The sequence below is a fragment of the Marinobacter sp. B-12 genome, assembly GCF_056857915.1.
The window spans coordinates 48,704-73,624 of sequence record NZ_JBSXOB010000025.1 but is presented as its reverse complement, the minus strand read 5'-3'; the positions used below and the strand labels follow the sequence as shown (position 1 = coordinate 73,624).

Here is a 24,921-nt window from a genome sequence, read left to right as displayed (position 1 = left end):
GCTTTATCCAAACTCATAATGAGAAACTGGCAAAGCCGTTCCGCTGGCACAAGAGTGCAGAATCGATTATGACGTCAGTGGCGCGGGCAAAGCTGAGCGTTATTGACAATAAATAAAGGGATTACCCAGACGGGACACTAGATTCATGTTTACCTAGCAATTTGGTTAGTGATTGCGCTACTCCCGTAAAGATTAACTTAACACTTACACCGCGATCTCCAAGGTCTTTTAAAAAATTAGCAAATAGCCTTCTCTCATTTTCTGAGTCAATTTGATCAAATTCGTCTATAACGATCACTGGTGCTTCTGAGTGAAATTTGCATACTTCTTCAATCGCTTCTACTGCTGTGTACATTGAGTTCACAGCGGGAATTGCTATTTCTTTTCTTTCTTTATTCCATTCAATTGAATAAAACTTTACATCTAAAGCTTGAGTAACATTGTAATTACGCTTTCCCGATGCTTTTTTAATTACACGATCAGCTAAATCTTCTATTGTTCTATAAAACTCAGTGTCAGGTCCGCAACCAACTTGTATGAACGAATTATCAGACGATTGATATTGGGAGGCAGCGGCTTGAGCTAATGATGTTTTTCCAACACCTCTATCACCGTAAATGAATAAGTGCCTTCCATCAGCAGAGAGTGCTTCATCAATTAAAGCCATTTCTTTTTCTCTGCCTAATAAATGCTGAATACTTCTGACAGGGCCCGATGCAGATAGATATTCATTCATCTGAGTCTTGAAGTTCTCTTTCGAGTACCCTTCGATGCTCATATTTTTTCCATATTCTTTATCAGGCTAGACATTATGACTCTGGACCTCCCCACTTGATTAACTGTACGTTACTCCGCCATAACTTTTTCCCACATATGAGCACAGTAGCCACAAATGTCACCGTCGGATAGTTCCTCTGGAGGAATATTGCAACCACACCTTGCACACTCATGAGTAGCGGACCCACAACACGAAACGCAAATACCTTGATGAACAATGTAGGTCCCGAAGCCGCACAAAGGACAGTCGACAACCGGAGTATCGCCGCCATCTTTATGAGCGGAGTACGCATCATCGGCGTAGAACTCGTTCACCGCGTCGTTTACTATGTCGTCATAGTGAGCTTCAGTTCCACAAGCCCGGCATTTGAACGTTGCCGCAGCTGCATCGCCTAAATCCTCAGTTTCAAGCAGGCCGGATCCGCACTCATCGCAATGATATTCTTGCAGTGCATTAAGGATTTCATCGGTGTAGTAGCTGAGCTTCTCCAAGGTTAAATCGCACTCCTGTTTTTCTTTGGCGTAAACTTCGTTCACGTCCACAAGAATTTTCCAGTAGTCCTCACCAAGAAGCGATTTAGGATCACCACCCAATTCATCCACTATAAAGTCTCGAATGATAATAAAGGAGTCGGAGATTAACTGCTTCACAGATTGACTTTTCAGGGTGCTGTAGTAGTGCTCTATATCATTCCTATATTTGTTGATTCTCTCCAAACGGCTCCAATCTACGGATATATTCAAAGAATCAAAGCGTTCTTTAATATTCTGCACATCTACAGTTTTTTTGCCCTTGCCAATCCAGTTGACTGCTCCTGTTGCATCAAGTTCTGGCAGGACCCTCTGCTTGATAAGGGCTTCATCGGAACCTTGAGGACTTAGCTCGCAAAGCTTGTGCTTAAACAAAAGCAGAATGCCTGCAAATATATTCCTTGTCGATGAGATAATCCTTCGTTCATCGGGTGACTCAAAATCCTCTAAGCCCACTGCGATCGAATCTAATGCGTTTTTGAGGATGCTCATGATTTTTCCTTCGTGCGGTTAACAGTTAATTCGCCGACAAATGACGTATATACCTACCGCGTTTATCTCTCAACGGGGTAAAGTATAAACCGCCACTTTACACCCAATTATCAAAGACCCACGAGTGCATCTTTGGAATTTATGCATCTAGATTTTCGCCAAGTGTCGTTTTTGGCGACATCTCAGGGTGCGCAAATCCAAAATTACTCCAAAACACTATTTCATAAATTTCATAGGCTTGTAAGGCCTGTAAAATTCAGTCGACGCAGGTTAGCTACAACTGTCGGTGATCTCCGCAAGTCAGGTAGGCTCACGAATAGTCACTGAGACCAAAATCTGAACGTCCGCTTTTGTTTAAAAGTGGACTTATTGAGCGGTCCCAAACTAGGCCGGGAACCGCCCCCGAGTCCTGTTGGCAGTCCGCACCAGTACCAGCATCAAAGGCACTTCTACCAGAACACCCACTACGGTCGCCAGCGCCGCCCCCGATTGCAGGCCAAACAGCGCAATGGCTGCGGCCACTGCCAACTCGAAAAAGTTACTGGCACCAATCATGGCCCCGGGCGCAGCGATGCAGTGACGGACGTTCCACAGCCGTGCCCACTCGTATGCCAGGAAGAAGATCAGGAAGGTCTGCAGGATCAGCGGCACGGCAATCAGCACGATATGCAGCGGATTGTTCAGGATGACTTCGCCCTGAAACGCGAACAGCAGCACCAGAGTGATGATCAACGCTGCCGGGGTGACCGGTCCCAGGCGCTTCATGAACACCTCGTCGTACCAGACTTGTCCCCGCCTTGAGATCAGGGCGCGGCGCGTGAGATAGCCGGCGCTCAGCGGGATGATAATGTACAGCACCACGGATAGGATCACCGTGTCCCAGGGCACCTGAATGTCGGAAATGCCCAGCAGGAACACCACGACGGGCGCGAAGGCGAAGAGCATGATGATGTCGTTCAGGGACACCTGCACCAGCGTATAGGCGGCATCGCCTTTAGTGAGATAGCTCCAGACAAACACCATGGCGGTGCAGGGTGCCGCGCCCAGAAGGATTGCTCCGGCCAGATATTCACTGGCTAACTGGGGGGCGATCAGCGGCTCGAAAACCACCATCAGGAAGAACCAGGCAATAGCGAACATGGTGAACGGTTTGATCAGCCAGTTCACGATGGTGGTGATGGCGAGGCCTTTTGGTTCCTTGCGCACGCCCACCACCGCGCTGAAGTCGATCTGGGCCATCATCGGGAAGATCATGGCCCAGATCAGAATGGCAATAGGGATCGACACCTGAGCATATTCAAAGCGGGCCAGAGTTTCCGGTACCGAGGGCGCCAGTTGGCCGAGGGTTACGCCGGCGATGATGGCCAAGGCGACCCAGATGGACAGGAACCTTCCGAACAAATCCATGCCACCGCTGGTGTCTTCGTTAGTCACTTCCGTATGGGCGCTCATGATCTACCCCTTACATGGACCGTTGATTGACGCGTTTTGAAACTTCATCGGCGCTTTCCACCCGCTCGGAATAGCGGTCCGTCAGGTAATCGCTACGGTCCCGAATCAGCAGGGTGAACTTCACCAGTTCCTCCATCACGTCCACGATGCGGTTGTAATAAGGGGAGGGCATCATACGGTCGTTTTCATCGAATTCCGTAAACGCCTTCGGTACCGACGACTGGTTGGGGATCGTCACCATCCGCATCCAGCGCCCCAGCACCCGCAACTGGTTCACCGCGTTGAAGGACTGGGACCCTCCACACACCTGCATCACCGCCAGGGTTTTGCCCTGAGTCGGGCGCATGCCGCCGATGGATAGGGGAATCCAGTCGATCTGGGTTTTCATGATGCCGGTCATCGCACCGTGGCGCTCCGGCGAGCACCACACCATGCCTTCCGACCACTGTGCCAGCTCCCGCAATTCCTGAACTTTTGGGTGGGACGCGTCTTCGGCATCGGCAAGTGGGAGGCCGCGGGGGTCGAATACGCGGGTTTCCGAACCCATGGCTTGCAGCAAACGGGCGGCTTCCTCAACGGCTAGCCGGCTGAACGAGCGCTCCCGCAGTGAGCCGTACAGCAACAGTATCCTTGGCGGATGTGAAGAAGGGGGTGTTGCAGAGACTTGCTCTTCAGTTGGTTTGTGGAACTGGTCCGGGTCGATATTGGGGAGGTCATGGGCGCTCATTGTAATGAAAGGGTCCTTTACTCGTTAAAACCTTCCGGATATTATGCAACAAAATATATATGCATGAAAACGAATATATGGGAATCTGCATATGAAGCGTCGCGTTTTGTTCGTTTGCACCGCTAACAGTGCCCGCTCATTGATGGCGGAAGCCCTGTTGCGGGAAATGGCTGGTGACCAATTTGAAGTGGCGAGTGCCGGCACTGAGCCTGACAAGCCCCACCCAATGGCGCTTCAGGTACTCTCGGAGTCGGGCTTTTCCGTCGATGGTTTGCAGAGTAAATCGTTGGCAGGCGTTGAACGTGAGCATTGGGATTACGTGATCACCCTTTGTGAAAAAGCCGCCAACGAGTGTGGCAACGTCTGTCAGCCTGCCCAGCAGATCGCCTGGGACTTCCCGGACCCGGTGCCAAGCGGGCGCCATGCCACCTTTGCACTGACCCTCAAGGAAATCCGCGAGCGCATTGGCCTGTTTACTTTGGTACACAGAAAAGAAACCGGAATGAAGCCGGTGAACTTTGACCCGGTGACAGTATTCAAGGCGTTGGGTGACGAGCTCCGCCTGGCTGCGCTGATGCTGGTTCGGCAGGAAACGAAACTGTGTGTGTGTGAACTCACCGCCGCCCTCGATATTTCCCAGCCCAAGGCCAGTCGGCACCTGGCTACCCTGCGGCAGGCGGGCCTGCTGGATGCAGAGCGCCAGGGTCAGTGGATGTACTATTCCCTGAATCCCCGGATGCCGCAGTGGCTGTCGCGGGTTCTGGATGAAACCGCCGATAGCAATCCCGCCCTGATCACCTCGGAACTCGAGCGGCTTTCAGCCATGCCCGACAGACCGGTTGTGCGGTGTATTTAATGGATAACGCTTTCTGGAGCACATCATGAGCAAGATCAAAGTCGGAATAAATGGATTCGGCCGAATCGGTCGCCTGGCTCTCAGAGCAGCCTGGCAGTGGCCGGAGATGGAATTTGTAGCGATCAACGATCCGGGCGCCGATGCCGAGACGCTGGCGCATCTGCTGAACTTCGACAGTATTCATGGCCGCTGGGATCACGAAGCGGGTGTAAACGGCGACGGTATCGTTATCGAGGGCAAGTCGGTTCGCGTCACCCGCAATAAAACCATTGGGGAGACCGACTGGTCTGGCTGTGATCTGGTGATTGAAGCCAGCGGCAAGATGAAAAAAGTGGATGTGCTCCAGGCGTATCTCGATCAGGGCGTAAAGCGCGTGGTGGTGACCGCTCCTGTGAAAGAAGCAGGGGCCAAAAACATTGTGGTGGGCGTGAACGACGGCATTTTTGACCCGGCCAATGACCGCATTGTCACTGCCGCTTCCTGCACCACCAACTGCCTGGCGCCGGTGGTGAAGGTTATCCATGAGAAGCTGGGTATCAAGCATGGTTCCATCACGACGATCCATAGCCTGACCAACACCCAAACCATCATCGATGCGCCCCATAAGGATCTGCGGCGGGCCCGCGCCTGTGGCAGTTCCCTGATTCCAACCAGCACCGGGTCCGCCACCGCGATTATCGAGATATTTCCTGAGCTAAAGGGCCGTCTGGATGGCCATGCCGTTCGGGTGCCACTGACGAATGCCTCGCTGACCGACTGCGTATTCGAGGTGGAAACACCCACGGATCGCGATACCGTAAACCGGTTGCTGAAAGAGGCGGCTGAGGGCGAGCTGAAAAACATTCTGGGCTACGAAGAGCGCCCGCTGGTGTCCATTGATTACCAGACCGACCCCCGCTCATCCATCGTCGACGCCCTCTCTACCATGGTGGTGAATGGCACCCAGGTGAAAATCTACGCCTGGTACGACAACGAATGGGGCTACGCCAACCGCACTGCGGAACTGGCGCGCCGGGTAGGCTCTGCCTGATATGTCCGCGGCCATCCGACAGTACCTGGTCATCACCGGCAACTACTGGGCCTTCACCCTGACGGACGGAGCCCTGCGGATGCTGGTGGTGCTGCATTTCCATCAGCTCGGCTATTCGCCGCTGGAAATTGCCCTGCTGTTCATTTTCTACGAGTTTTTCGGGGTGGTGACCAACCTGGTAGGTGGCTATCTGGGCGCTCGCATGGGACTGAACCGCACCATGAACATCGGGCTGTTTCTGCAAATTGCTGCCCTTGCCATGCTGGCGGTGCCGGCGGCCATGCTGACCGTGCCCTGGGTGATGGCAGCCCAGGCGCTGTCCGGTATTGCCAAGGACCTGAACAAGATGTCCGCCAAGAGCGGCATCAAACTGCTGGTACCGGATGAGCAGCAGGGGACCCTGTACAAATGGGTGGCCATACTCACTGGCTCCAAGAATACCCTGAAGGGTGTGGGCTTTTTCCTCGGTGGTGTCCTGCTGATGGCCGCTGGTTTCCAAGGCGCGGTCGTTATCATGGCGGTAGCCCTGAGTGTGGTGTGGCTGGCCAGCCTTTTTCTGTTGGGGCAGGATCTGGGCAAGAGCAAGGCAAAGCCGAAGTTTCGCGAAATCCTGTCCAAGAGCCGGGCCATCAACGTGCTCTCTGCTGCCCGAATGTTTCTGTTTGGCGCCCGGGATGTGTGGTTTGTGGTGGCTCTGCCGGTGTACCTGCATACGGTTTTTGGCTGGGACTTCTGGAAAGTGGGCGGATTCATGGCCACCTGGATTATCGGCTATGGCTTTATCCAGACCATTGCCCCGCGCATTACCGGAAACATGGAAAGAAAACAGCCTGCTGTACTTTGGGCGGCAGCCCTGGCACTGATTCCGGCAGCAATTGCCATTGGCCTGTCGGTCGGTTGGTCACCCCAGATAGTGATTGTCGGTGGTCTGCTGTTGTTTGGCGTGCTGTTTGCCGTCAACTCGTCGCTCCACAGCTATCTCATCGTTAGCTATGCCCGTGGCGATGGCGTGTCGCTGGATGTGGGCTTCTATTATATGTCCAATGCCGCCGGCCGGTTACTGGGCACAATTCTCTCTGGCTGGGTCTATCAGGCCTGTGGGCTGGAGGCCTGCTTGTGGATATCGTCGGGCCTGGTGGCCATGGCAGCGTTGCTGTCGGTGTTGTTGCCCGAACGGCGGCCAGTAGCAGCCTGAGCGGGCCTCAAAGAGATCGAAGCTTCATACATCCGTAGCCGTTGTGGCTGGTTGTCGGCAGGACACTGTGCAATGGTATAGCCGTTATGAACTTTGACTGGCCCTGGTGATGCTATTTTGACAGATCTTGTGCTTGAAAATCTCAGCGTTGGCACTCTGGATAATGCGTCACTGACGGTGGCGGGTGGACAGGTTGTCTGCCTGTCTGGTCCCTCGGGCAGTGGCAAGAGCCGTCTGCTGAGGGCCGTGGCGGACCTGGAACCACATGGCGGAAGGGTTTCTCTGGGTGATGCCGTGCAGTTGGATGTTCCCGCCCATCAGTGGCGGAGCCGGGTGGTTATGGTACCAGCAGACAGTCAGTGGTGGTTTGATGAAGTGGGAGGGCACTTTCCGGATGATGCCGCTTCGAGACTGCCTTCAGCTCTGGGTTTCCCGCCGGAAGTAATGGGCTGGTCGGTGAACCGGCTGTCGTCCGGTGAACGACAGCGGCTTGCACTCTGGCGCGCCCTGGTCCTTGAGCCGGAGGCGCTGCTGCTGGACGAACCCACCGCCAACCTGGACAACGACAGCACGGAAGCGATTGAAAGCTGGCTGCTTGAAGAAATCCGGCGCCGGCGGATCCCGGTGCTCTGGGTCGCTCACGATCCCGGCCAGATTCATCGTGTAGCGGATACCCACTACCGGATTCGGGGAACCACGCTGGAGCGCGTCCATGGAAGTGATTGATCTGGCGTGGTGGAAGCTGGGGCTGGCAGCTCTGTTGATTCTTGCCCTGGCCGGGACAGGTTATCTCGCCCGACTCGGCATCACCCGAAGCCTGTTGATCGCCGCACTGCGCACGGTCATTCAACTGGCGTTGATCGGGCTGGTGCTGGAAGCCCTGTTCGCGTCCTCCGCGTTCTACTGGATTGCCCTGCTGGCTCTGGTCATGTTGCTGGTCGCCGGCCGGGAAGTGGTGGCCCGCCAGGGTAGGCGTTTGCAGGGCTGGTGGGCGTTCGGTATCGGCACGGGTGCGATGTTTGTCTCGTCTTTTACCGTCACGGTCCTGGCACTGTCGGTGGTGATTGGCCCTGAACCCTGGTATGCCCCGCAATACGCCATTCCTTTGTTGGGCATGATGCTGGGCAACACCATGACGGGCATCAGTCTTGCGCTGGATCGGTTGAATGAGTCGGTCTGGCGCCAGCGGGCGGTTATCGAGAACCGCCTGATGCTGGGGCAGACCTGTCGCCAGGCACTAGAGGATATCCGCAAGGATGCCATGCGTAGTGGCATGATGCCGTCTATCAACGCCATGGCCGCCGCGGGCATTGTCAGCCTGCCGGGCATGATGACGGGCCAGATTCTTGCAGGCAGCCCGCCGGCGGTGGCGGTTAAATATCAGATTCTGGTGATGCTGATTATCACCGTCGGTACCGGCTTCGGGGCGGTGATGGCGGTCTCCTGGGGCGGTCGCCGGCTATTTGATGAGCGCGAACGCCTGCGGCTGGATCGGTTGGGAAACAGTTGAGCCACCAGTGCCAACCTTTTACCTGTTTTGTGCCGGCACCTCGCGAATGCGGCCATGTTCGTCAATTGCGACATAGACGAAGAGCCCTTCGGTCACCTTGCGAGGGGCTTTGGCCGTCCGATCCAGGGTCCAGACTTCAATGTTGATTTTCATGGAGCTGCGTCCCACTTCCACCAACTCACCGTAACAGCCAACCTGGGACCCCACCCGCAACGGTGAAAGAAACTCCATCCTGTCCATGGCCACAGTGGCGTTGCGGCCTTGGGAAATCCGGCCCGCGAGCGTTGCTGCCGCGATGTCCATCTGTTTAACCAGCCAGCCGGCGAACACGTCGCCGTTGGGATTGGTGTCTGAGGGAAGAGGGATTACCTGGATTACCAGTTCGCCCCGGGGCGTGGGTTTGTCGTCATCAAGCGCAGTCATGGATTCAACCTTATCAGTCCGGAATTGTTTTAGTACCCCGCATGTTAGCGGCCTGCGCAGCGTCTGCAAGAAAAATTGAACGTCCTGTTCTATATTTCAGTGGCTGTAACAAAGTTGTCATAGAGTGCCTTTATTGTTCACACATCGGTGAAGCAAACCCGTAAATAAAGTCAACGTGACAAATGGAGACTCAACGTGATCAAACTTAAAACAGCCCTTACAACTGTGGCACTGGCAGGCAGCATTGCCGCCGTGTCGACTCCTGCCATGGCACGCGACACTATCAGCATCGTCGGTTCCTCTACCGTTTATCCGTTCGCGACTGTTGTGGCTGAGCGTTTTGGTTCTTCTACTGACTTCCCGACTCCAAAGCTTGAGTCGACCGGTTCTGGCGGCGGCCTGAAGCTGTTCTGCGCCGGTATCGGCACCCAGCACCCGGACATCACCAATGCGTCTCGTCGCATGAAGACCTCCGAGTACGATCTTTGCCAGAAAAACGGCGTTAAAGACATCACCGAATTCCGCATCGGTTCAGACGGCATCGTGATTGCCAGCTCGCAGAAAGCGGATAACCTGGACATCACTTTGGAGCAACTGTTCCTGGCCCTGGGTAAGCAGGTGCCTTCACCGGACGACGAAACCAAGTTGGTCGCTAACCCCTATGAAAAGTGGAGCGATATCGACTCCAGCCTGCCAAACGTTGCCATTCGTGTGATGGGACCGCCTCCGACCTCCGGTACCCGTGATTCCTTCAACGAATTGGCCCTGCAGGGTGGTTGTGAAGATCTGCCTGCGGTTGCCAACATGAGCGAAGACGACATGGAAGGCGTGTGTCAGAGCGTTCGTGAAGACGGCGCGTTCATCGAAGCCGGTGAGAACGACAACCTGATCGTTCAGAAGCTGATTGATGACAAAGGCCTTTATGGCGTGTTCGGCTACAGCTTCCTGGAAGAGAACTCTGATCGCCTGCAGGCGGCGACTCTCAATGGCATGGTGCCGACGGCGGAAGCCATTGCTGCGGATGAGTACCCGGTTGCCCGTTCACTGTTCTTCTACGTGAAGAAAGCCCACGTTGGTGTGGTTCCGGGTATCGCGGAATACGCCGAGTTCTTTGTGAGCCCGAGTGCCATGGGCAAGAATGGCTACCTGAAGGACGTTGGCCTGATCGTTCCTCCGCGCGATGCGTTGATGAAGCTTCAGGACAAGGCATCCAACATGCCGAACCTGGCCAAGGAAGAGCTGATGTAAACCAGTCGACAACACGTTGACTGACAAGGGTGCGGGTCTTTGAAAGGCCCGCACCCTTTTGCACGTCTGGAAAGCAGTATGTGCGTCTTGTTTTCCGAATGATTACACTTGTGGTCCTTTTTAGTTTGTTACGGGAATTTTCATGCAACCGGCCAATCTGCTTTTACTGACCATCGTGCTGTCGATGGTTGCCTACGGCTTGGGTTATGCCCGATCGCGGTCGCTGGCGATGCCGATGGGAGGCATTCGTCATCTCAAGTCCTTGCCTTTTTATTACGGAGCGCGAGCGGCTTTGTGGTGCGGCATCCCCGCGCTGCTCGTGCTTGGGCTTTGGGCGGCGTTTCAGGGAAAGGTTATCCAGACCCTGATTATCGGCTCCCTGCCACAGGAAATGTTGCCGGCGTCCGAGGGCGAGGCGAGTCTTCTGTTGAGCAAGATCAGCAACGTGGCCAGCGGGAGCCTGCCTCCGGGGTTTGCAGAAGCACCCATTGTTGAAGCTGCGGAGCGACTGAAGGCGCTCCGGGAACAGAGCCGGATGTTCATGACCACCCTGGTGGTGTCCGTCTCTGTGCTGGCGGGGTTCCTGGGATGGTTGCGTGTTCGCCCGGCGCTGAACGCCCGAACGCAAGTGGAGTCGATCCTGAAGTGGTTGTTCTTCGCCTGTGCCGCCCTGGCGATTCTGACCACCATTGGAATCATCTTCTCCGTCGCGTTTGAAACCTTCCGGTTCTTCCAGAAGATTCCGTTCACCGAGTTTATCTTCGGTTCCCAGTGGAGCCCGCAAACCGCATTGCGCGCTGATCAGGTGGCAGCCCAGGGCGCCTTTGGCATGATCCCGCTGTTCACCGGCACGCTGCTGATTTCGGCGATTGCCATGCTGGTTGCCGTGCCGGTGGGATTGCTGTCGGCGATTTACCTCTCGGAATACGCCAATAAGAAAGTGCGCGGTGTGGTCAAGCCTTTGCTTGAGATGCTGGCGGGTATCCCGACGGTGGTCTACGGCTTCTTTGCAGCACTTACCGTCGCGCCGTTCATCAGTAACTTCGCGGCCTCTCTGGGTATCGATGCCTCGTCCCAGAGTGCGCTCGCCGCTGGTGGGGTCATGGGCATCATGATCATTCCGTTTGTGTCTTCACTGTCGGACGACGTCATCAACGCGGTACCGCAGACCCTGCGTGATGGCTCCCTGGCTTTGGGCGCGACCCAGTCGGAAACCATGAAGAAGGTGATTTTCCCGGCGGCACTGCCCGGCATCATGGGCGGGGTGCTGCTGGCGGTGTCCCGGGCCATTGGTGAAACCATGATTGTGGTCATGGCCGCGGGCCTCGCGGCGAACCTGACGGCGAACCCGCTGGAAACCGTTACCACGGTGACCGTACAGATTGTCACCCTGCTGACCGGCGACCAGGAATTCGACAGCGCCAAGACCCTGGCGGCCTTTGCCCTCGGCGCGATGCTCTTCCTCGCTACCCTGTTGCTGAATGTGGTGGCCCTGAAAATCGTTCGCAAATATCGGGAACAGTATGACTGATCAACGTTCACAGGCGGAGATTGTCCGCCAGTCACTCAAGCGGCGTTACCGCAAGGAAAGACGGTTCCGGGCCTACGGCATACTGGCGATTGCGATTGCGCTGTCTGCCCTGGTGGTGCTGTTTGTCGACATTATTGGCAAAGGCTATACCGGCTTCACCAAAACCACCATCACCATGGAAGTCGAACTCGATGGTGAAATGATGTATCTGGACGACGCCACGGATAAAAAGCAGATAAAGATGGCTGATTTTGTGGAGCCGTTGTTGCAGGCGCTGATCAGACAGGTGCCGGGCGCAACGGAAGAGAACAGGGACGCCGTTCGTGATCTGCTGAACCCCTACGCGTCCAATGAGCTGCGTGACATGCTTGAGCAGAACCCCGAGTGGCTTGGAACCACCCAAACGCTCACCGTTCTGGCGCACACCGACGTTGATGTCTACGTCAAACATGCAGGTGACGACGCCTATTCCATCAAACTCAGTGACCGGCAACAACGCTGGGTGGATCAACTGGTGGAAAAAGAGGTTGTGCAGACCTCCTTCAACGATGTGTTCTTTAGCAGCGGCGATTCCCGTGATCCGTCCCGCGCCGGTATTCTTGGGGCGATCGTCGGGTCCTTGCTGACTATGCTGGTGACGCTGGTTCTGTCGTTCCCTATCGGGGTTGCGGCAGCCATTTACCTGGAAGAGTTTGCACCCCAGAACAGGCTTACGGATTTTATTGAAGTGAACATCAATAACCTGGCTGCGGTGCCGTCGATTATCTTCGGTTTGCTGGGTCTGGCGGTGTTCATCAACCTGTTCGGCATGCCTAGATCGGTGCCGGTGGTGGGCGGTCTCGTACTGACGCTGATGACCCTGCCAACCATCATCATTTCCAGCCGGGCGGCCATCAAGAGCGTGCCGCCTTCGATCAGGGAGGCTGCGGAAGGTATTGGTGCCTCCAAAATGCAGGTGGTACTGCACCATGTATTGCCGCTGGCCATGCCGGGAATGCTGACCGGCTCCATTATCGGTATGGCGCAGGCATTGGGCGAGACTGCCCCGCTGTTGCTGATCGGGATGGTGGCGTTCATCGTTGATGTTCCGGACGGCTTTTTCGATTCGGCGACGGTGCTCCCGGTTCAGGTCTTCCTGTGGGCGGGCAGCCCGGAGCTCGCCTTTATAGAACGTGCGTCAGCAGCCATCATGGTGTTGCTGGCATTCCTGGTTAGCATGAACGCACTGGCCATCTGGCTTCGCAAGCGCCTTGAGCGTCGGTGGTAAGGAGATAAACGATGAATACTATGAACCCAACGATTGCCAAAGAAGCCGATCATCAAGAGATTGAAGCGGGTACTCCGGTGCGGGAGCAGCCCGAGGAAACGATTATTGAGGAAGGCAAAACGGTGGGAGAGCCGTTTGCCGACAACGCCAAATTCAAGCTTCGCGACGTCAACGTTTCCTACGGTGATACCCGGGCGATCAAGAACATCAGCCTGGATGTGGCGAAGAATGAGGTCATTGCCTTTATCGGGCCATCGGGGTGCGGCAAGTCCACGTTCCTGAGATGCCTCAACCGGATGAACGACAGCATCGAAATCTGCAAGGTGACGGGGTCACTGCAGTTGGACGATCAGGACATCTATGATCGTCGCCGGGACGTTGTCGAATTGCGTGCGCGGGTGGGTATGGTGTTCCAGAAACCAAACCCGTTCCCCAAGTCCATCTATGACAATGTGGCCTACGGCCCCCGGATCCATGGCCTGGCCAATCGAAAATCCGATCTTGATGACATCGTCGAGAACAGTCTGCGCAAGGCCGGCCTGTGGTCGGAGGTCAAGGACCGCCTGGATGCGACGGCTACCGGGATGTCGGGTGGGCAGCAGCAGCGCCTCTGCATCGCGCGCGCCATTGCGGTCAGCCCGGAGGTCATTTTGATGGACGAGCCATGCTCCGCTCTGGACCCCATTGCAACCGCAAGGGTGGAAGAGTTGATGGCTGAAATGTCCGAGAGCTATACCATCGTCATCGTGACCCACTCGATGCAGCAGGCAGCCCGAGTCTCGAATCGAACGGCGTATTTCCATCTGGGGCACCTGGTGGAAGTGAACGAGACCAACAAGGTGTTTACGTCGCCCGAGCACGAACTCACCGAATCCTATATCACCGGCCGTTTCGGTTAACGCCGGTATTGTTGAACACTGGAGAACACAGTCATGCCAGATAAAAAGGACGATGTTTACGGCGATCATATTTCGCATAAGTTCAATGACGAACTGATGGCTCTGAAGAGCGAGTTTCTTGAGATGGGCGGCCTGGTGGAGTCCCAGGTCGACCGCGCGATTACCGCACTGGTGGACAACGATGGCCACCTGGCGGACGAAGTTCGTGCCACGGACAAGAAAGTCGATCAGATGGAGATCGACCTCGACGAAGAAGCGACCCTGATTATTGCTCGTCGCCAGCCCACCGCACGTGACCTGCGGTTGGTGATTTCGGTGATCAAAATGGTGGCGGACCTGGAGCGGGTGGGTGACGAGGCGAAGAAAATTGCCAAGTTCGCCATCAAGCTGTCAGAGGAAGGTCAGGCACCTCGTGGCTACGTGGAGGTTCGCCACATTGGCAATCATGTTTTGAGCATGTTGCACGATGCTCTGGACGCCTTTGCCCGTCTGGATTCGGAGCAGGCGCTGCGGATCATGAAGGAAGACAAGCGGGTAGACGAGGAGTACCAGGCTGCCACGCGGACGTTGCTGACGTTCATGATGGAAGACACCCGCAACATTTCACGCTGTATGTCGGTGATGTGGATTCTTCGCGCCTTGGAGCGGGTGGGGGATCACGCCTGTAACATTGCCGAGAATGTGATCTTCATGGTCAAGGGTGAGGATGTTCGGCATACGCCGGTGGAAGAGGCTGAGAAGGTCGTCGGGCGCTGAGTTCGTAGCCTTCTGGTTTGGGAGTATCCGCCGGACCGGGGTACTGTTCAGAACACGCCCGTAAATACGTCCTTGTAGGGCTCGGTCGCGCCATCCCTGGCGCTCCACGGTTCTGAACAGTACCCCGGTCCTGCTCGGCAATTCTCACAGATAAAGCCTGGGGGCCAAGGCGGTCAGGCTTGCTTCATCCGATCAGTATAAGGCGGCCAACCGAGCGGTTTGCCGGCCAGCAGGTGCAGGTGGATGTGGAACACCGTCTGCCCTGAGTTTTCGCCGCAGTTCATGACTGCCCGATAGCCATCGTCGGCAAAGCCCATCTCTTTCGCCAGCTTGGCGGCAACCCAGTACAAGTGGCCCACCAACTCCCGGTCTCCTTCCTCGATATCGTTGATCGTTGCGATTTCCTTTTTCGGGATGATCAGCAGATGTACCGGTGCCTGTGGATTGATGTCTTTGAACGCCAGGCTGACGTCGTCTTCGTAAACGATGTCCGCCGGTATCTCCCGGTTCATGATCTTGGTGAAAATGGTTTCCGCCATGATGATTCCCTGTTGATGAGTTGAGGCTTGTGAAACGGTTTACAGTTGCTTGATCCCCGGTAGCCGCTCCGCCAGTTGGCGGATCAGCGGGGGCAGTTCGTCGTCGATGCCCATAGCGTATTTGGCCACCCGGTTTCTGGCAAATGGCATTGCTTTCGCGGCGCCCAGGCCCAGATTGCGTAATAGGTGCAGCGGCGGCGTGCGGTTGCTGAACAGGTGATAGAACACGTCCATCGCCATCATCATACGGCGGTTGGCCGGGCGGCGTTGTTGCTCGTATTTGGTCAGCCACGCCGGATCGGCCAGGTCGCAGCCGGCGCGTTTGGCCTCGCGAATGACGGTCTGCAGGCAGCGGGCGTCCTGGAAACCCAGGTTGACGCCCTGGCCGGCCAGCGGGTTGATTGTGTGGGCGGCGTCGCCTACCAGCACGACACGATTGTTCACATAGGTTTTGGCGTGCTGGCGGGCAATCGGGAAGCTGGCTTTGGCTTCAATGTGCGTCAGCAGTGGCAATTCCGGCGGGAAGGCGTTCTGTATTTCCGCCATCAATGCCCGGTTGTCCAGCGATTTCAGGTGCGCTAGTTGCTCCGGCGAGTCGTACCACACCAGAGACGCCCAGCTTTCGCCATTGCCAGCGGCATGCAGCGGCAGGAAAGCGCGGGGGCCGGATGGGTAGAAGCCCTGCCAGGTGATATCTTCAACCGCGCCCTGGTAGCGAACCGAAATGACCATTGCCTGTTGCTGGTACTGATCCCGGGTTACGCCGATGCCCGCCAGTTCCCGGACGCCGGACGCGGCGCCATCGGCGCCCACCACCAACTGGCACTCAAGTTCGGTGCCGTCCTCCAGGGTCACAGCAGCGTGGTTGTTGCCGTTTTCGAGGTGGCTGACGGCGTTGTCTGGGAACATGGAAACTGAGGGCAGAGACGCGGCGCTGTTCCATAATGCTTGTTGGGTGATGCGATTCTCAACGATATGCCCCAGGTGTCGGGCGGACAGGGTGCTGGCGTCAAACACCACATCGGCGACCTTGCGCGGCAGCAGGTTACTGAGTGGGTGGCGGGTCTCGTCCCATACCGCCAGGCGGGCGTAGGGTGTGGCGCGCATGGCGAGCATGCCGGGCCAGACGTCAAGATCGTTGAGGTAGCGCTCACTGCCGGCGCTCAGGGCTGATACGCGGATGTCCGGAGGCAGTGAGGGATCGAATTCAGGGGCGGAGCCACGGTCAACCAGGGCCACGCGGAAGCCACTGCGGCCAAGTCCGGTCGCGAGGGCAGCACCGACCATGCCGGCACCGACAATCACAATATCAAAGGCTTGAGTCATAACGGGTTCCTGTCTGATACGCCCAGTTTACGCGATGGACGCATCCAGACAAGCCGTCCGGATCAAGCCTGGGCCGGTTTTTGGTGTCAGTAACCGGCCAGGTTGGCGGTGGGGCTGCCGGTCAGGGACTCAGCCCTGCGGGCGCGGCCCTTGAGCCAGGCTGGTTTTTGCGCGCCTGGTTTTACAAATCCCTGCTCCAGCACCATCGGATGCACCATTTCCAGGAAATCTGACGTCTTCATGTGGATGGATTCGGTGTGACTGCCAGCGGCAAAGGCGAGTTCCGGCTGCCGGGTCAGAGCCTCTGCGCAATACACGGACATATCGAACAGGTTGCCGAACGGTGGCATGGCGCCCACTTCGCACTCGGGGAAGCGGTCCTGGAATTCCTGTTCGTCCGCAAGGTCGACAAAATCGGTATCGAGGATGTGGGTCAGTCGGTCCCAGCGGATACGCCAGGTAGCGGGCATGACCAGCATGGCCATTTTGCCATCCAGCTCGATAATGACGGTTTTCACGACCCGGTCGCCGGCGATTTTGACGTGGTGGGCGAGTTGCTGGGCGGTGAACGCAGGGGGGTGAGACAGGCACATGTATTCCACGCCTGCCTGATCGAGGTATTCCTTCAACTGCTGTACCGGCATAGTGACAACCTCCTACCAGCAATGACAGCGGTACTGGAACCGGTGGTTTCTATTGCCCCGGCCCCGGTGGTTGGCGATGAAGCCGCTGGTGCAACTTCATCGCCATTACTGGTCAGCTTAGTTGAGGCTGTACAGAATGCGAGTAACAGTGTGTGTTAATGAGATACCAATCACTCTGATTTGTAGACATGCACATCCCGCTGCGGGAACGGAATGGTAATGCCCTCCGCGTCGAACGCCTTCTTCACTTTTTCGTGCATGTCCCAGTAGTACGGCCAGAGGTCATCGGTGGCGACCCAGGCCCGGAACATCAGGTTAACGGAATTATCACCCAGGCTGCCCACGCAGATACGCGGTGCGGGGTCCTGCAGCGAACGCTCGTCTTCGTCGAACAGGCGCTGGAGGATGGCCTTGGCCTTGTCGATGTCGTCGTCGTAGTGAATGCCGAAGGTCATGTCGCAGCGGCGCTTGTCGTAGATGCTGACGTTCACCAGGGTGGCGTTGGACAGGCTGCCGTTGGGGATCACGATACGGCGGTTGTCAAAGGTGTTCACCACCGTGTAGAGAATCTGGATCTCCGCGACGGCGCCCAGGTAACCTTGGGCTTCGATGGTGTCACCGACCTTGAACGGCTTGAAGATCAGAATCAGCACGCCGCCGGCAAAGTTGGCCAGGCTGCCCTGGAGCGCGAGGCCAATGGCCAGGCCAGCAGCACCAATGACTGCGATGAAGGATGTTGTTGCGATGCCGATCATCGACGCCACGGAGATCAGCAACATGACCTTTAAGATGGCGCTTATCAGGCCACACAGGAATTTGTTAAGTGTCGGGTCTTTCGCCCCCAGCTTTTTGTCGAGAACACCGATACAACGATTGATCAGCCAGAGGCCGAGTACCAGCGTGATAATAGCCAGGACGACCTTGGGGGCGTAGGTCATGACCAACGAGAGTGCCTGGTCCCATAGCTCTGAGGCATTAATGTCGGTTCCCAGAAGATCTTCCATTCAGTGACTCCTTGTTCAGTAGTAGTGGCTTGTTGGTTGAAATCTGACAGGGACAACGGCTGTTCAATTGAGATTTGCCTGCGTTTTGTTATAGCAGAGGTTTGTGGCAAACGTACAACATGCGTGTCCGGGTTGTGTGGAAGCGTTATACGTTGTAAATCAACGACTGGCCCACCCGATGATGGTTTCCGGCCCCCCCTTCACAACAACGCGGCCCTGCTTCTGGCTAAGCTGATAGTCATACATGGGGTCGTAGTAGTCCTTCAACAGTGCCTCGATCCATTCATGATGCACACCGGTCTCCCCGGTTTGGTGTTGGCGGTCGAGGGCATTTTCCATCATCAGCCGCAGTCGGCTATGGCGTTCACCGCCGAGGCGTTTCCGAATTCTGTCGAGGGCGCTGAGAAGATAGTCGCTAAAGTTGAGCCAGCCGGCTTCTGTGCCGTCGCGTTCCACGTAGTCGGCGGTCATCTGGTCAACATAGTCTTCGCGGATAATCCGTACTCGCTCCTCGATCGGTTGATCCAGCACCATTAAGGGGGCTGCAGCCATTCGGTTCCTGAGACTTTCCGGCAGGGCGCACCGGCCCACCAGTCTGCTTTCATCTTCCAGGTACACCGCCCCGCCGACGTGATGATGGGCCTTGAGCATGGCAACGGCCAGGCGGTTTTCGAAATCAATCTGTGCCGGTTGGGGCGTCACCTGACGACCGAAGCTGGAGCCACGATGGTTTGCCAACCCTTCGAGGTCAACAGGATTGGGCAATTGATTCAACACGCGGGTTTTGCCGGTGCCGGTGCGTCCGCTGAGAACAACGAACTCGGACGATGCAGTGAGGGCTTCCAGGCTGTCGATCAGGAAGCGACGCATGGCCTTGTAGCCACCCTGAATGAGCGGAAATTCGATGCCGGAGTCTTTGATCCACTGCTGGGTCAACCGCGAACGCAGGCCGCCGCGAAAACAGAACAGGTAGCCCTGCGGATTGGTGGCCGTAAACCGCTTCCAGGCTTCGATACGCTGCGCTTTTAGGTCCCCTGAAACCAGTTGGTGACCCAGTTCAATAGCCTTGTCCTGACCTTTTTCCTTGTAGCAGATGCCAACCCTGTGGCGTTCCTCGTCGTTCATCAGGGGGGCATTGATAGCAGTCGGGAAGCTGCCCTTGCTGAACTCGATCGGGGCCCTTACGTCCATGAGCGGAACGTCGTTCAGGAACAGGGAGAGATAGTCACTGGTATCAGGTCTGGACGGCATGGCAGGTTCGGATTCGTGCGGGAAATGAGGCAGCAGTATAACGAACATGCTGTTTTTTTGCTCGCCTGCAGGTGTACCACCGCGTCGCTGCCGCTACAATGCGTGCCGTATCAGGCCTGTGTCCCGGAGTAACCATGACCCCCGACATTCTGGATCAACATCTTCGGAAAACCCTCAGCCGGGGGCAGGTTGCTGTAACATCTCCTGCGGGTTGCCCCGACATCTTCCTCTACCTGTTCGACCCAGGGGTACTGGAAGGCCCGTTGAGCCACGAAGAGGCGCAGCTGGTAGTTGCTGAGCCGGCGTACTGGTCGTTTTGCTGGGCCAGTGGACAGGTGTTGGCGGCCTATATCCTCGCACATCCACACCTGGTGAAAGGCAAAAAGGTGCTGGATTTTGGATCCGGTTCCGGAGTGGTGGCCATCGCTGCCGCCATGGCCGGGGCGAGGGAGGCCATCGCCTGCGATATCGACCGGGCTGCACTGGACGCTGCTGCGGCGAACGCCAGGTTAAATGACGTGTCGGTGACCCTGAGTGACGATTGGGCAACGCAACCGGGAGATGTGGACGTTGTGACCGCCGCGGACGTGTTGTATGACCCGGAAAATCGCCCGCTGCTGTCCGAGTTCAGGCACGCCGCGCCTTTGGTGATACTGGCGGATTCTCGCTTGCGGAACCTTGGTGACGATCACTACCGGCAGCAGGGAGTGATCGAAGGCCGTACCTGGCCAGACCTGAATGAGTTTGAGGAGTTTAATCGGGTGCGGGTTTACCTGGCAGGACAAGGCTCGATGACCTGAGAGCGGACGAAAAAAAAGGGCAACCTTTCGGCTACCCTTTCTCGGAACAGGTGTCGCGTCCCTGCGCTGTTGGCAACTACCCTGTTGCCGATTTCCCTTGCCAGTCCCTGGTGCCGGCGTCCGAGCCGGCAATCCGAAGAGGTTTCCCTTAAGCGAGCCATCCCTGTGTCCCTGCTTCTCCCTGCATCCAATTGCCGGGGTGCATCCAATGCGACGTCCATTTCCCTGTCATCCTTGATGTGATCACTATACCAATCGCAGTTTTACAAACATGTGAACTGTGCACGCCAGAGCGCCTACACTGGCAGAGATGTAATAATAAACCCTTTGATATCAGTTATTTGAAATTTAGGTGGGTGTTCCGGTCAGGGAAGCCTACGTTATGTCGCAGCAAGATCTTACGTGTTTGTAGGAAATATCTCACATGGATACGAGTTGATATCTCAAGTCCGCAGCAGGGTATTTTATTGACGGCTGTTGACGTGAGCGATGGCCCGGTCGTTTTGCTGGTGTGGTCTTATAAATCCGGGACATGGCAGTAACCCGACAGCAATGCCCGCAGCGTCGGCGAGAATATCGGCAATGGCAAAGGTCCGGTAGGGGAACTGGGCCTGGACAAGTTCAATGCCCAGCCCGAACACCAGCAGGCCAATGACAATCCACAGTTTCCCCAGGTTCGGCCAAGCCAGGCGGGTAACCACCGTCAGGTGGAAGAATGCCAGCAGGTGATTGACCTTGTCGCTGGCTGCCGAGGGAATCGGGTAGGGTTGGCTGGTGGTTGCAAGGTAGATGATGGCGGCGGCCGAAAGAACCAGTATCGCCCGCCAAAAAGGCTGATACTCGAGCAGAATCAGAATGCGTTGCCTCAGGAATGCCATGGTCACTGTCGGGCTGTGGTGGAGTTTGCAACATGATATGCTTTGCGCCCCATCACTGTCATCGAAGCTGAGGTGCTGCGAGGTATGTTGAAAGGTAATTTTTTCCGCGGCCTGGGTTACCTTGGAGAAGGATTCCGGCTGATACGGCAGCCCGGACTGAGATTGTTTGTTGTTATCCCCCTGGTTATTAACATTCTGTTATTCGGCCTCTTGTTCTACTTTCTGGCTGAACTCTTTACAGCGATGATTGCCACAGCCATGAGTTGGTTACCGGATTGGGCGTGGCTACAAAGCCTCGACTGGCTGTTCTGGATTCTCTACGGCGTCGTCATCCTGTTGATGTTGGCTTATGGGTTCGTGATCCTGGCGAACCTGATCGGCTCGCCCTTTTACGGTTACCTGGCGGAATTGACGGAAAAGCACCTGACTGGTCAGGAGGTCAGCACCGATGACGGTTGGAGCCAGATCATACGGGACATCCCCCGCTCTCTCTGGCGGGAGGTGCAGAAAATCCTCTACTACCTGCCGCGGGCCATTGGCCTTTTCATCATCGGTGTTATCCCGGTGGTCAACCTGGTGGCGGCCGTACTGTGGTTTGTCTTCAATTGCTGGATGATGTCGCTGCAGTACGTGGACTACCCGGCGGACAATCATCGGGTCAGTTTCCCGGCCTTGCGGCGCCTGCTGGGTGATACCCGCCTGTCGGCCCTCGGGTTTGGCCTGCCGGTGGCATTGGCGGCCATGGTGCCAGTGTTGAACCTGGTGGTGGTGCCGGCCGCGGTTTGTGGTGCCACCGCCTATTGGGTGCGTGAGAACGGCCCCTCGAACACAGACGTATAAAGCAGTTACGGTGAGTTAAATCTGTCGGAGGTTTCTTGGATACATCGGAATTTGTAATTGGTCAGCGCTGGGTTAGCCACAGCGATACCGCGCTTGGCCTTGGTATTGTCACGGACATCTCGGGCCGCCGTGTGACGCTGGGTTTCCCGGCGGCGGACGAGGAGCGCACCTACGCCATCGACAATGCTCCGCTGTCGAGGATCATCTACCAGATTGGCGAGACTATCGAGACCTTCGATGGCGAACGCTACACCGTGAGGGCCGTGGAGGATATTGGCGGCGTTCTGATGTATCACGCCGATGACGGCGGGGAAAACCTGATCCAGGTCTCCGAGGTAAAACTCAGCAGTTCTGTGGACTTTTCAGCCCCCCACCAGCGGCTGTTTGCCGGCCAGTTTGATCGCAACGGTGCGTTTCGCCTGCGGATGGCCACCGCGCAACATCTGGACCGGTTACGGGCATCCTCGGCCCAGGGCCTGCTCGGTGCGCGCACGCAGCACCTGCCACACCAGATTTATATCGCTCACGAAGTGGCCAAGCGCTATGCCCCCCGGGTTCTGTTAGCAGACGAAGTGGGGTTGGGCAAAACCATTGAAGCCGGCCTGATTCTTCATTATCAGTTGCATACCAGCCGTGCCCGTCGCGTGCTGATCGTGGTGCCGGATTCGTTGATGCATCAGTGGTTGGTGGAAATGCTGCGGCGGTTCAACCTGCGATTCTCGATCATTGATCGCAGCCGGTATGAGGCCATGGAAGATCTGGAGGGATTGTCGGAAGAGGGTGACGACCTGACCGATGCCGATGAAAATCCGTTCGAGAGTGAACAGCTTGCACTGTGCAGCCTGGATTTCCTGATGACCAGCGAACAGGCTCAGGCGGATGCCGTTGCCGCTGGTTGGGACCTGATGGTGGTGGACGAGGCCCATCACCTGGCCTGGAGCCCGGAGGTGGCAAGCCCTGAATATCGGCTGGTCGAGCAGCTTTCAGACGCCAGCAATGGCTTGCTGCTGTTGACCGCAACCCCGGAGCAGGTGGGGGTGGCCAGCCATTTTGCCCGCCTGAGATTACTGGACCCGGCACGTTTTCACGATCTGGAGACCTTCCGGGAAGAGGAAAAGCAGTACGAAGTGATCAATGGGGTGGTTTCCCATATCCGAGAGCAAGGCATAACCGCTCTCTCCGACGCAGACCGGAAGGCCCTCAAGGGCTGGCTGGGTGATGAGCTTGAAGAGTTGATGGCGTCCCAGGAGCCGGCGCAGGCCGTGGTGGACGCCTTGCTGGACCGTCACGGTACCGGTCGGGTGCTGTTCCGGAACACCCGCGCCACCATCAAGGGGTTCCCGGAGCGCCATCCGCTACCGGTTGCGTTACCCTGCCCGGAACTCTACCTGCAAGAAGATGTTTGCCAGGGCGTTGCCGGGTTAACGCCCGAAACGGCCGTGGACGAAGAACAATGGCTGGCGGACGATCCCCGTGTCGCCTGGCTGGAGAAGACCCTGACCGGCCTGAAGCCGGCCAAGGTGGTGGTGATCTGTGCCCACGCTTCGACCGCCATGGCCCTGGAGCACTATCTGCAGCTGCGTGCCGGTATCCGTAGCGCCGCCTTCCATGAACACCTGAGCCTGATCGAGCGCGACCGGGCCGCAGCTTACTTCGCCGATACTGAACAGGGCGCCCAGGCGCTGATCTGCTCGGAAATCGGCAGTGAGGGGCGCAATTTCCAGTTCGCCCATCACCTGATCCTGTTCGACCTGCCCGCCAACCCGGATTTGCTGGAACAGCGCATCGGCCGGCTCGACCGTATTGGCCAGACCGACACCATCGACATCCATATTCCCTACCTGCAGGGAACGGCCCAGGAGGTCCAGTACCGTTGGTTTGAGGAGGGCTTGAACGCGTTCAACGAAAGTTGCTCCGTGGGTGTCGCTGTCCACGATTACGTGGCCGCGCAGTGGCGAGCCGTGATTGAGGGTGCGACGGACGATCTGCCGGCACTGGTGGATGCCTCCCTTGCCGAGGCCGAGCGCCTGCGTACGTTGTTGCGCAACGGTCGCGACGCACTCATTGAGCTTAACTCCTGCCGTCCGGACGTGGCAGAGGCGTTGATCAGCCAGATCGAATCCGAGGAGGAGTCTGCCCAGCTCCGTGACTATATGATCGAGGCCTGCGATATTCTCGGCGTTGATGTCGAGGATCATTCCGAGCATGCCGACGTGCTGAGGCCGGGAGAGCAATACCAGGCCGGACACGTGACCGAACTGCCGGAAGACGGCCTGACCGTTACCTGGAGTCGTCAGCAGGCTCTTGAACGTGAAGACATGGCCTTCATGAGCTGGGAGCATCCGCTGGTGACCGGCATCATGGAATCGGTCACCAGTTCCGGGTTGGGTAAGGCGGCTCTGGCCAGTATGACGGTCAAGGCGCTGCCACCCGGTACCCTGTTGCTGGAGGCCCTGTATGCCGTACATTGCCCGGCGCCTGAATCGCTGCAGTTGTCCCGGTACCTGCCGGTCTCGCCGTTGAGGTTGCTGGTGGATGTGAACGGGCGTGACTTGTCGGCAACCCTGCCTCACGACCGCCTCAACGATATGTGCTCGAACATCCGCAGGCGGACCGCCCAGGCCATCGTGCCGCAGATTCGCCCGCAGGTGGAAACCATGGTCGATCATGCCGAGCGCCTGGCCGAGCCGCATCTGGAACCACTGAAGAGATCGGCGCTGGCGCAGGTCAGAGACGTGTTCGGGCCGGAAATCCAGCGTCTTGAGGCAATGAAGAAGGTCAATCCGACCATTCGGAACGACGAAATCGATTTCTTCCGTAAACAGTTGGGTGCCGCAGAGACATTACTGGGGCAGGCCAGCCTGTCCCTGGAAGGCATTCGCGTTATTGTAACTGCCTGATGGTGAACCAGTTGCTGGTCAGGATTCATCTGATCAGGTAGGTTG

24 protein-coding genes and 1 pseudogene are annotated in these 24,921 nt (G+C 56.8%); 14 read left to right on the top strand and 11 right to left on the bottom strand.

The genetic code is table 11. From position 1 onward, the window contains the following. Positions 1–116, top strand: a pseudogene (locus AC13D2_RS02390) (IS630 family transposase); the annotation flags it as partial. 5 nt (positions 117–121) lie between these two features. Here AC13D2_RS02390 and AC13D2_RS02385 read toward each other — a convergent pair. From AC13D2_RS02385 to arsH, 4 genes are all read right to left on the bottom strand, one after another. Then, the gene (locus AC13D2_RS02385) at positions 122–778 is read right to left on the bottom strand and encodes an ATP-binding protein (protein WP_482938175.1); all 657 of its coding nucleotides are present in this window, start codon (positions 776–778) and stop codon (positions 122–124) included. A 68-nt stretch (positions 779–846) separates the two neighbouring features. Further along, positions 847–1,800, bottom strand: coding sequence for a hypothetical protein (locus AC13D2_RS02380; protein WP_482938174.1), 954 nt, complete (start codon positions 1,798–1,800; stop codon positions 847–849). Positions 1,801–2,184: 384 nt separating this feature from the next. After that, positions 2,185–3,252 carry an ACR3 family arsenite efflux transporter gene (gene arsB, locus AC13D2_RS02375; RefSeq protein WP_482938173.1) on the bottom strand — a complete coding sequence of 356 codons (1,068 nt, stop codon included), beginning with the start codon at positions 3,250–3,252 and terminating at the stop codon, positions 2,185–2,187. Between the two features lie 10 nt (positions 3,253–3,262). Then, positions 3,263–3,979 (bottom strand): arsenical resistance protein ArsH, encoded by a 717-nt coding sequence (gene arsH, locus AC13D2_RS02370; RefSeq protein ID WP_482938172.1) that lies wholly within the window; start codon positions 3,977–3,979, stop codon positions 3,263–3,265. Between the two features lie 91 nt (positions 3,980–4,070). On the opposite strand from arsH, the gene AC13D2_RS02365 reads away from it, so the two are divergent. From AC13D2_RS02365 to AC13D2_RS02345, 5 genes are all read left to right on the top strand, one after another. Beyond that, the gene (locus AC13D2_RS02365) at positions 4,071–4,835 is read left to right on the top strand and encodes a metalloregulator ArsR/SmtB family transcription factor (protein WP_482938171.1); all 765 of its coding nucleotides are present in this window, start codon (positions 4,071–4,073) and stop codon (positions 4,833–4,835) included. Positions 4,836–4,860: 25 nt separating this feature from the next. Next, the gene (locus tag AC13D2_RS02360; protein WP_482938170.1) at positions 4,861–5,865 is read left to right on the top strand and encodes an ArsJ-associated glyceraldehyde-3-phosphate dehydrogenase; all 1,005 of its coding nucleotides are present in this window, start codon (positions 4,861–4,863) and stop codon (positions 5,863–5,865) included. Position 5,866: 1 nt separating this feature from the next. Further along, the gene (gene arsJ, locus AC13D2_RS02355) at positions 5,867–7,060 is read left to right on the top strand and encodes an organoarsenical effux MFS transporter ArsJ (RefSeq protein WP_482938169.1); all 1,194 of its coding nucleotides are present in this window, start codon (positions 5,867–5,869) and stop codon (positions 7,058–7,060) included. A gap of 117 nt (positions 7,061–7,177) precedes the next feature. Beyond that, on the top strand, positions 7,178–7,786 hold the full coding sequence (locus tag AC13D2_RS02350) for an ABC transporter ATP-binding protein (RefSeq protein ID WP_482938168.1): 609 nt from the start codon (positions 7,178–7,180) through the stop codon (positions 7,784–7,786). Beyond that, positions 7,773–8,570, top strand: coding sequence for an ABC transporter permease (locus AC13D2_RS02345; protein ID WP_300494981.1), 798 nt, complete (start codon positions 7,773–7,775; stop codon positions 8,568–8,570). Before AC13D2_RS02350 ends, AC13D2_RS02345 begins: the two co-directional genes overlap by 14 nt. Before the next feature lie 18 nt (positions 8,571–8,588). Here the strand turns inward: AC13D2_RS02345 and AC13D2_RS02340 are convergent, their stop codons facing one another. Next, positions 8,589–8,993 (bottom strand): acyl-CoA thioesterase, encoded by a 405-nt coding sequence (locus AC13D2_RS02340; protein WP_292049622.1) that lies wholly within the window; start codon positions 8,991–8,993, stop codon positions 8,589–8,591. Between the two features lie 195 nt (positions 8,994–9,188). Here AC13D2_RS02340 and AC13D2_RS02335 point away from each other — a divergent pair, with 195 nt between their 5' ends. The 5 genes from AC13D2_RS02335 to phoU all read left to right on the top strand — a co-directional run bounded on the left by AC13D2_RS02335 (position 9,189) and on the right by phoU (position 14,694). Beyond that, positions 9,189–10,241: a substrate-binding domain-containing protein gene (locus tag AC13D2_RS02335; protein WP_292049621.1), complete on the top strand. Its 1,053-nt coding sequence runs from the start codon at positions 9,189–9,191 to the stop codon at positions 10,239–10,241. Between the two features lie 142 nt (positions 10,242–10,383). Beyond that, positions 10,384–11,772 (top strand): phosphate ABC transporter permease subunit PstC, encoded by a 1,389-nt coding sequence (gene pstC, locus AC13D2_RS02330; protein WP_199447959.1) that lies wholly within the window; start codon positions 10,384–10,386, stop codon positions 11,770–11,772. After that, a complete protein-coding gene (pstA, locus tag AC13D2_RS02325; RefSeq protein WP_300494974.1) occupies positions 11,765–13,039 on the top strand; it encodes a phosphate ABC transporter permease PstA in 1,275 nt (424 codons plus the stop codon). Before pstC ends, pstA begins: the two co-directional genes overlap by 8 nt. Before the next feature lie 11 nt (positions 13,040–13,050). Further along, entirely contained in the window at positions 13,051–13,938 is an 888-nt protein-coding gene (pstB, locus tag AC13D2_RS02320; protein ID WP_300494972.1) for a phosphate ABC transporter ATP-binding protein PstB, read from the top strand. 33 nt (positions 13,939–13,971) lie between these two features. Next, positions 13,972–14,694, top strand: coding sequence for a phosphate signaling complex protein PhoU (phoU, locus tag AC13D2_RS02315; protein ID WP_292049618.1), 723 nt, complete (start codon positions 13,972–13,974; stop codon positions 14,692–14,694). A 173-nt stretch (positions 14,695–14,867) separates the two neighbouring features. Here the strand turns inward: phoU and AC13D2_RS02310 are convergent, their stop codons facing one another. The 5 genes from AC13D2_RS02310 to mnmH all read right to left on the bottom strand — a co-directional run bounded on the left by AC13D2_RS02310 (position 14,868) and on the right by mnmH (position 19,458). Next, positions 14,868–15,233 carry a histidine triad nucleotide-binding protein gene (locus tag AC13D2_RS02310; RefSeq protein ID WP_482938167.1) on the bottom strand — a complete coding sequence of 122 codons (366 nt, stop codon included), beginning with the start codon at positions 15,231–15,233 and terminating at the stop codon, positions 14,868–14,870. 39 nt (positions 15,234–15,272) lie between these two features. Then, a complete protein-coding gene (locus AC13D2_RS02305; protein WP_300493348.1) occupies positions 15,273–16,559 on the bottom strand; it encodes an FAD-dependent monooxygenase in 1,287 nt (428 codons plus the stop codon). 86 nt (positions 16,560–16,645) lie between these two features. Further along, positions 16,646–17,203 (bottom strand): aminoacyl-tRNA deacylase, encoded by a 558-nt coding sequence (locus tag AC13D2_RS02300; RefSeq protein WP_126811320.1) that lies wholly within the window; start codon positions 17,201–17,203, stop codon positions 16,646–16,648. Positions 17,204–17,373: 170 nt separating this feature from the next. Beyond that, on the bottom strand, positions 17,374–18,207 hold the full coding sequence (locus tag AC13D2_RS02295) for a mechanosensitive ion channel family protein (protein WP_292049614.1): 834 nt from the start codon (positions 18,205–18,207) through the stop codon (positions 17,374–17,376). 159 nt (positions 18,208–18,366) lie between these two features. Further along, positions 18,367–19,458: a tRNA 2-selenouridine(34) synthase MnmH gene (gene mnmH, locus AC13D2_RS02290; protein WP_300493579.1), complete on the bottom strand. Its 1,092-nt coding sequence runs from the start codon at positions 19,456–19,458 to the stop codon at positions 18,367–18,369. 134 nt (positions 19,459–19,592) lie between these two features. Between mnmH and AC13D2_RS02285 the strand changes: the two genes are divergently transcribed. Then, entirely contained in the window at positions 19,593–20,258 is a 666-nt protein-coding gene (locus AC13D2_RS02285) for a 50S ribosomal protein L11 methyltransferase (RefSeq protein ID WP_300493356.1), read from the top strand. A gap of 464 nt (positions 20,259–20,722) precedes the next feature. On the opposite strand, the gene AC13D2_RS02280 is transcribed toward AC13D2_RS02285, so the two are convergent. Further along, complete coding sequence (locus AC13D2_RS02280) at positions 20,723–21,136, bottom strand: VanZ family protein (protein WP_300493359.1); 414 nt, start codon at positions 21,134–21,136, stop codon at positions 20,723–20,725. An 84-nt stretch (positions 21,137–21,220) separates the two neighbouring features. Here AC13D2_RS02280 and cysZ point away from each other — a divergent pair, with 84 nt between their 5' ends. Together cysZ and rapA are read left to right on the top strand one after the other, a co-directional pair. Then, positions 21,221–21,976, top strand: a complete 756-nt coding sequence (gene cysZ, locus AC13D2_RS02275; protein WP_300493361.1) for a sulfate transporter CysZ — start codon at positions 21,221–21,223, stop codon at positions 21,974–21,976. Between the two features lie 35 nt (positions 21,977–22,011). Next, positions 22,012–24,876, top strand: coding sequence for an RNA polymerase-associated protein RapA (gene rapA / locus AC13D2_RS02270; RefSeq protein ID WP_300493363.1), 2,865 nt, complete (start codon positions 22,012–22,014; stop codon positions 24,874–24,876). Positions 24,877–24,921 lie beyond the last annotated feature (45 nt).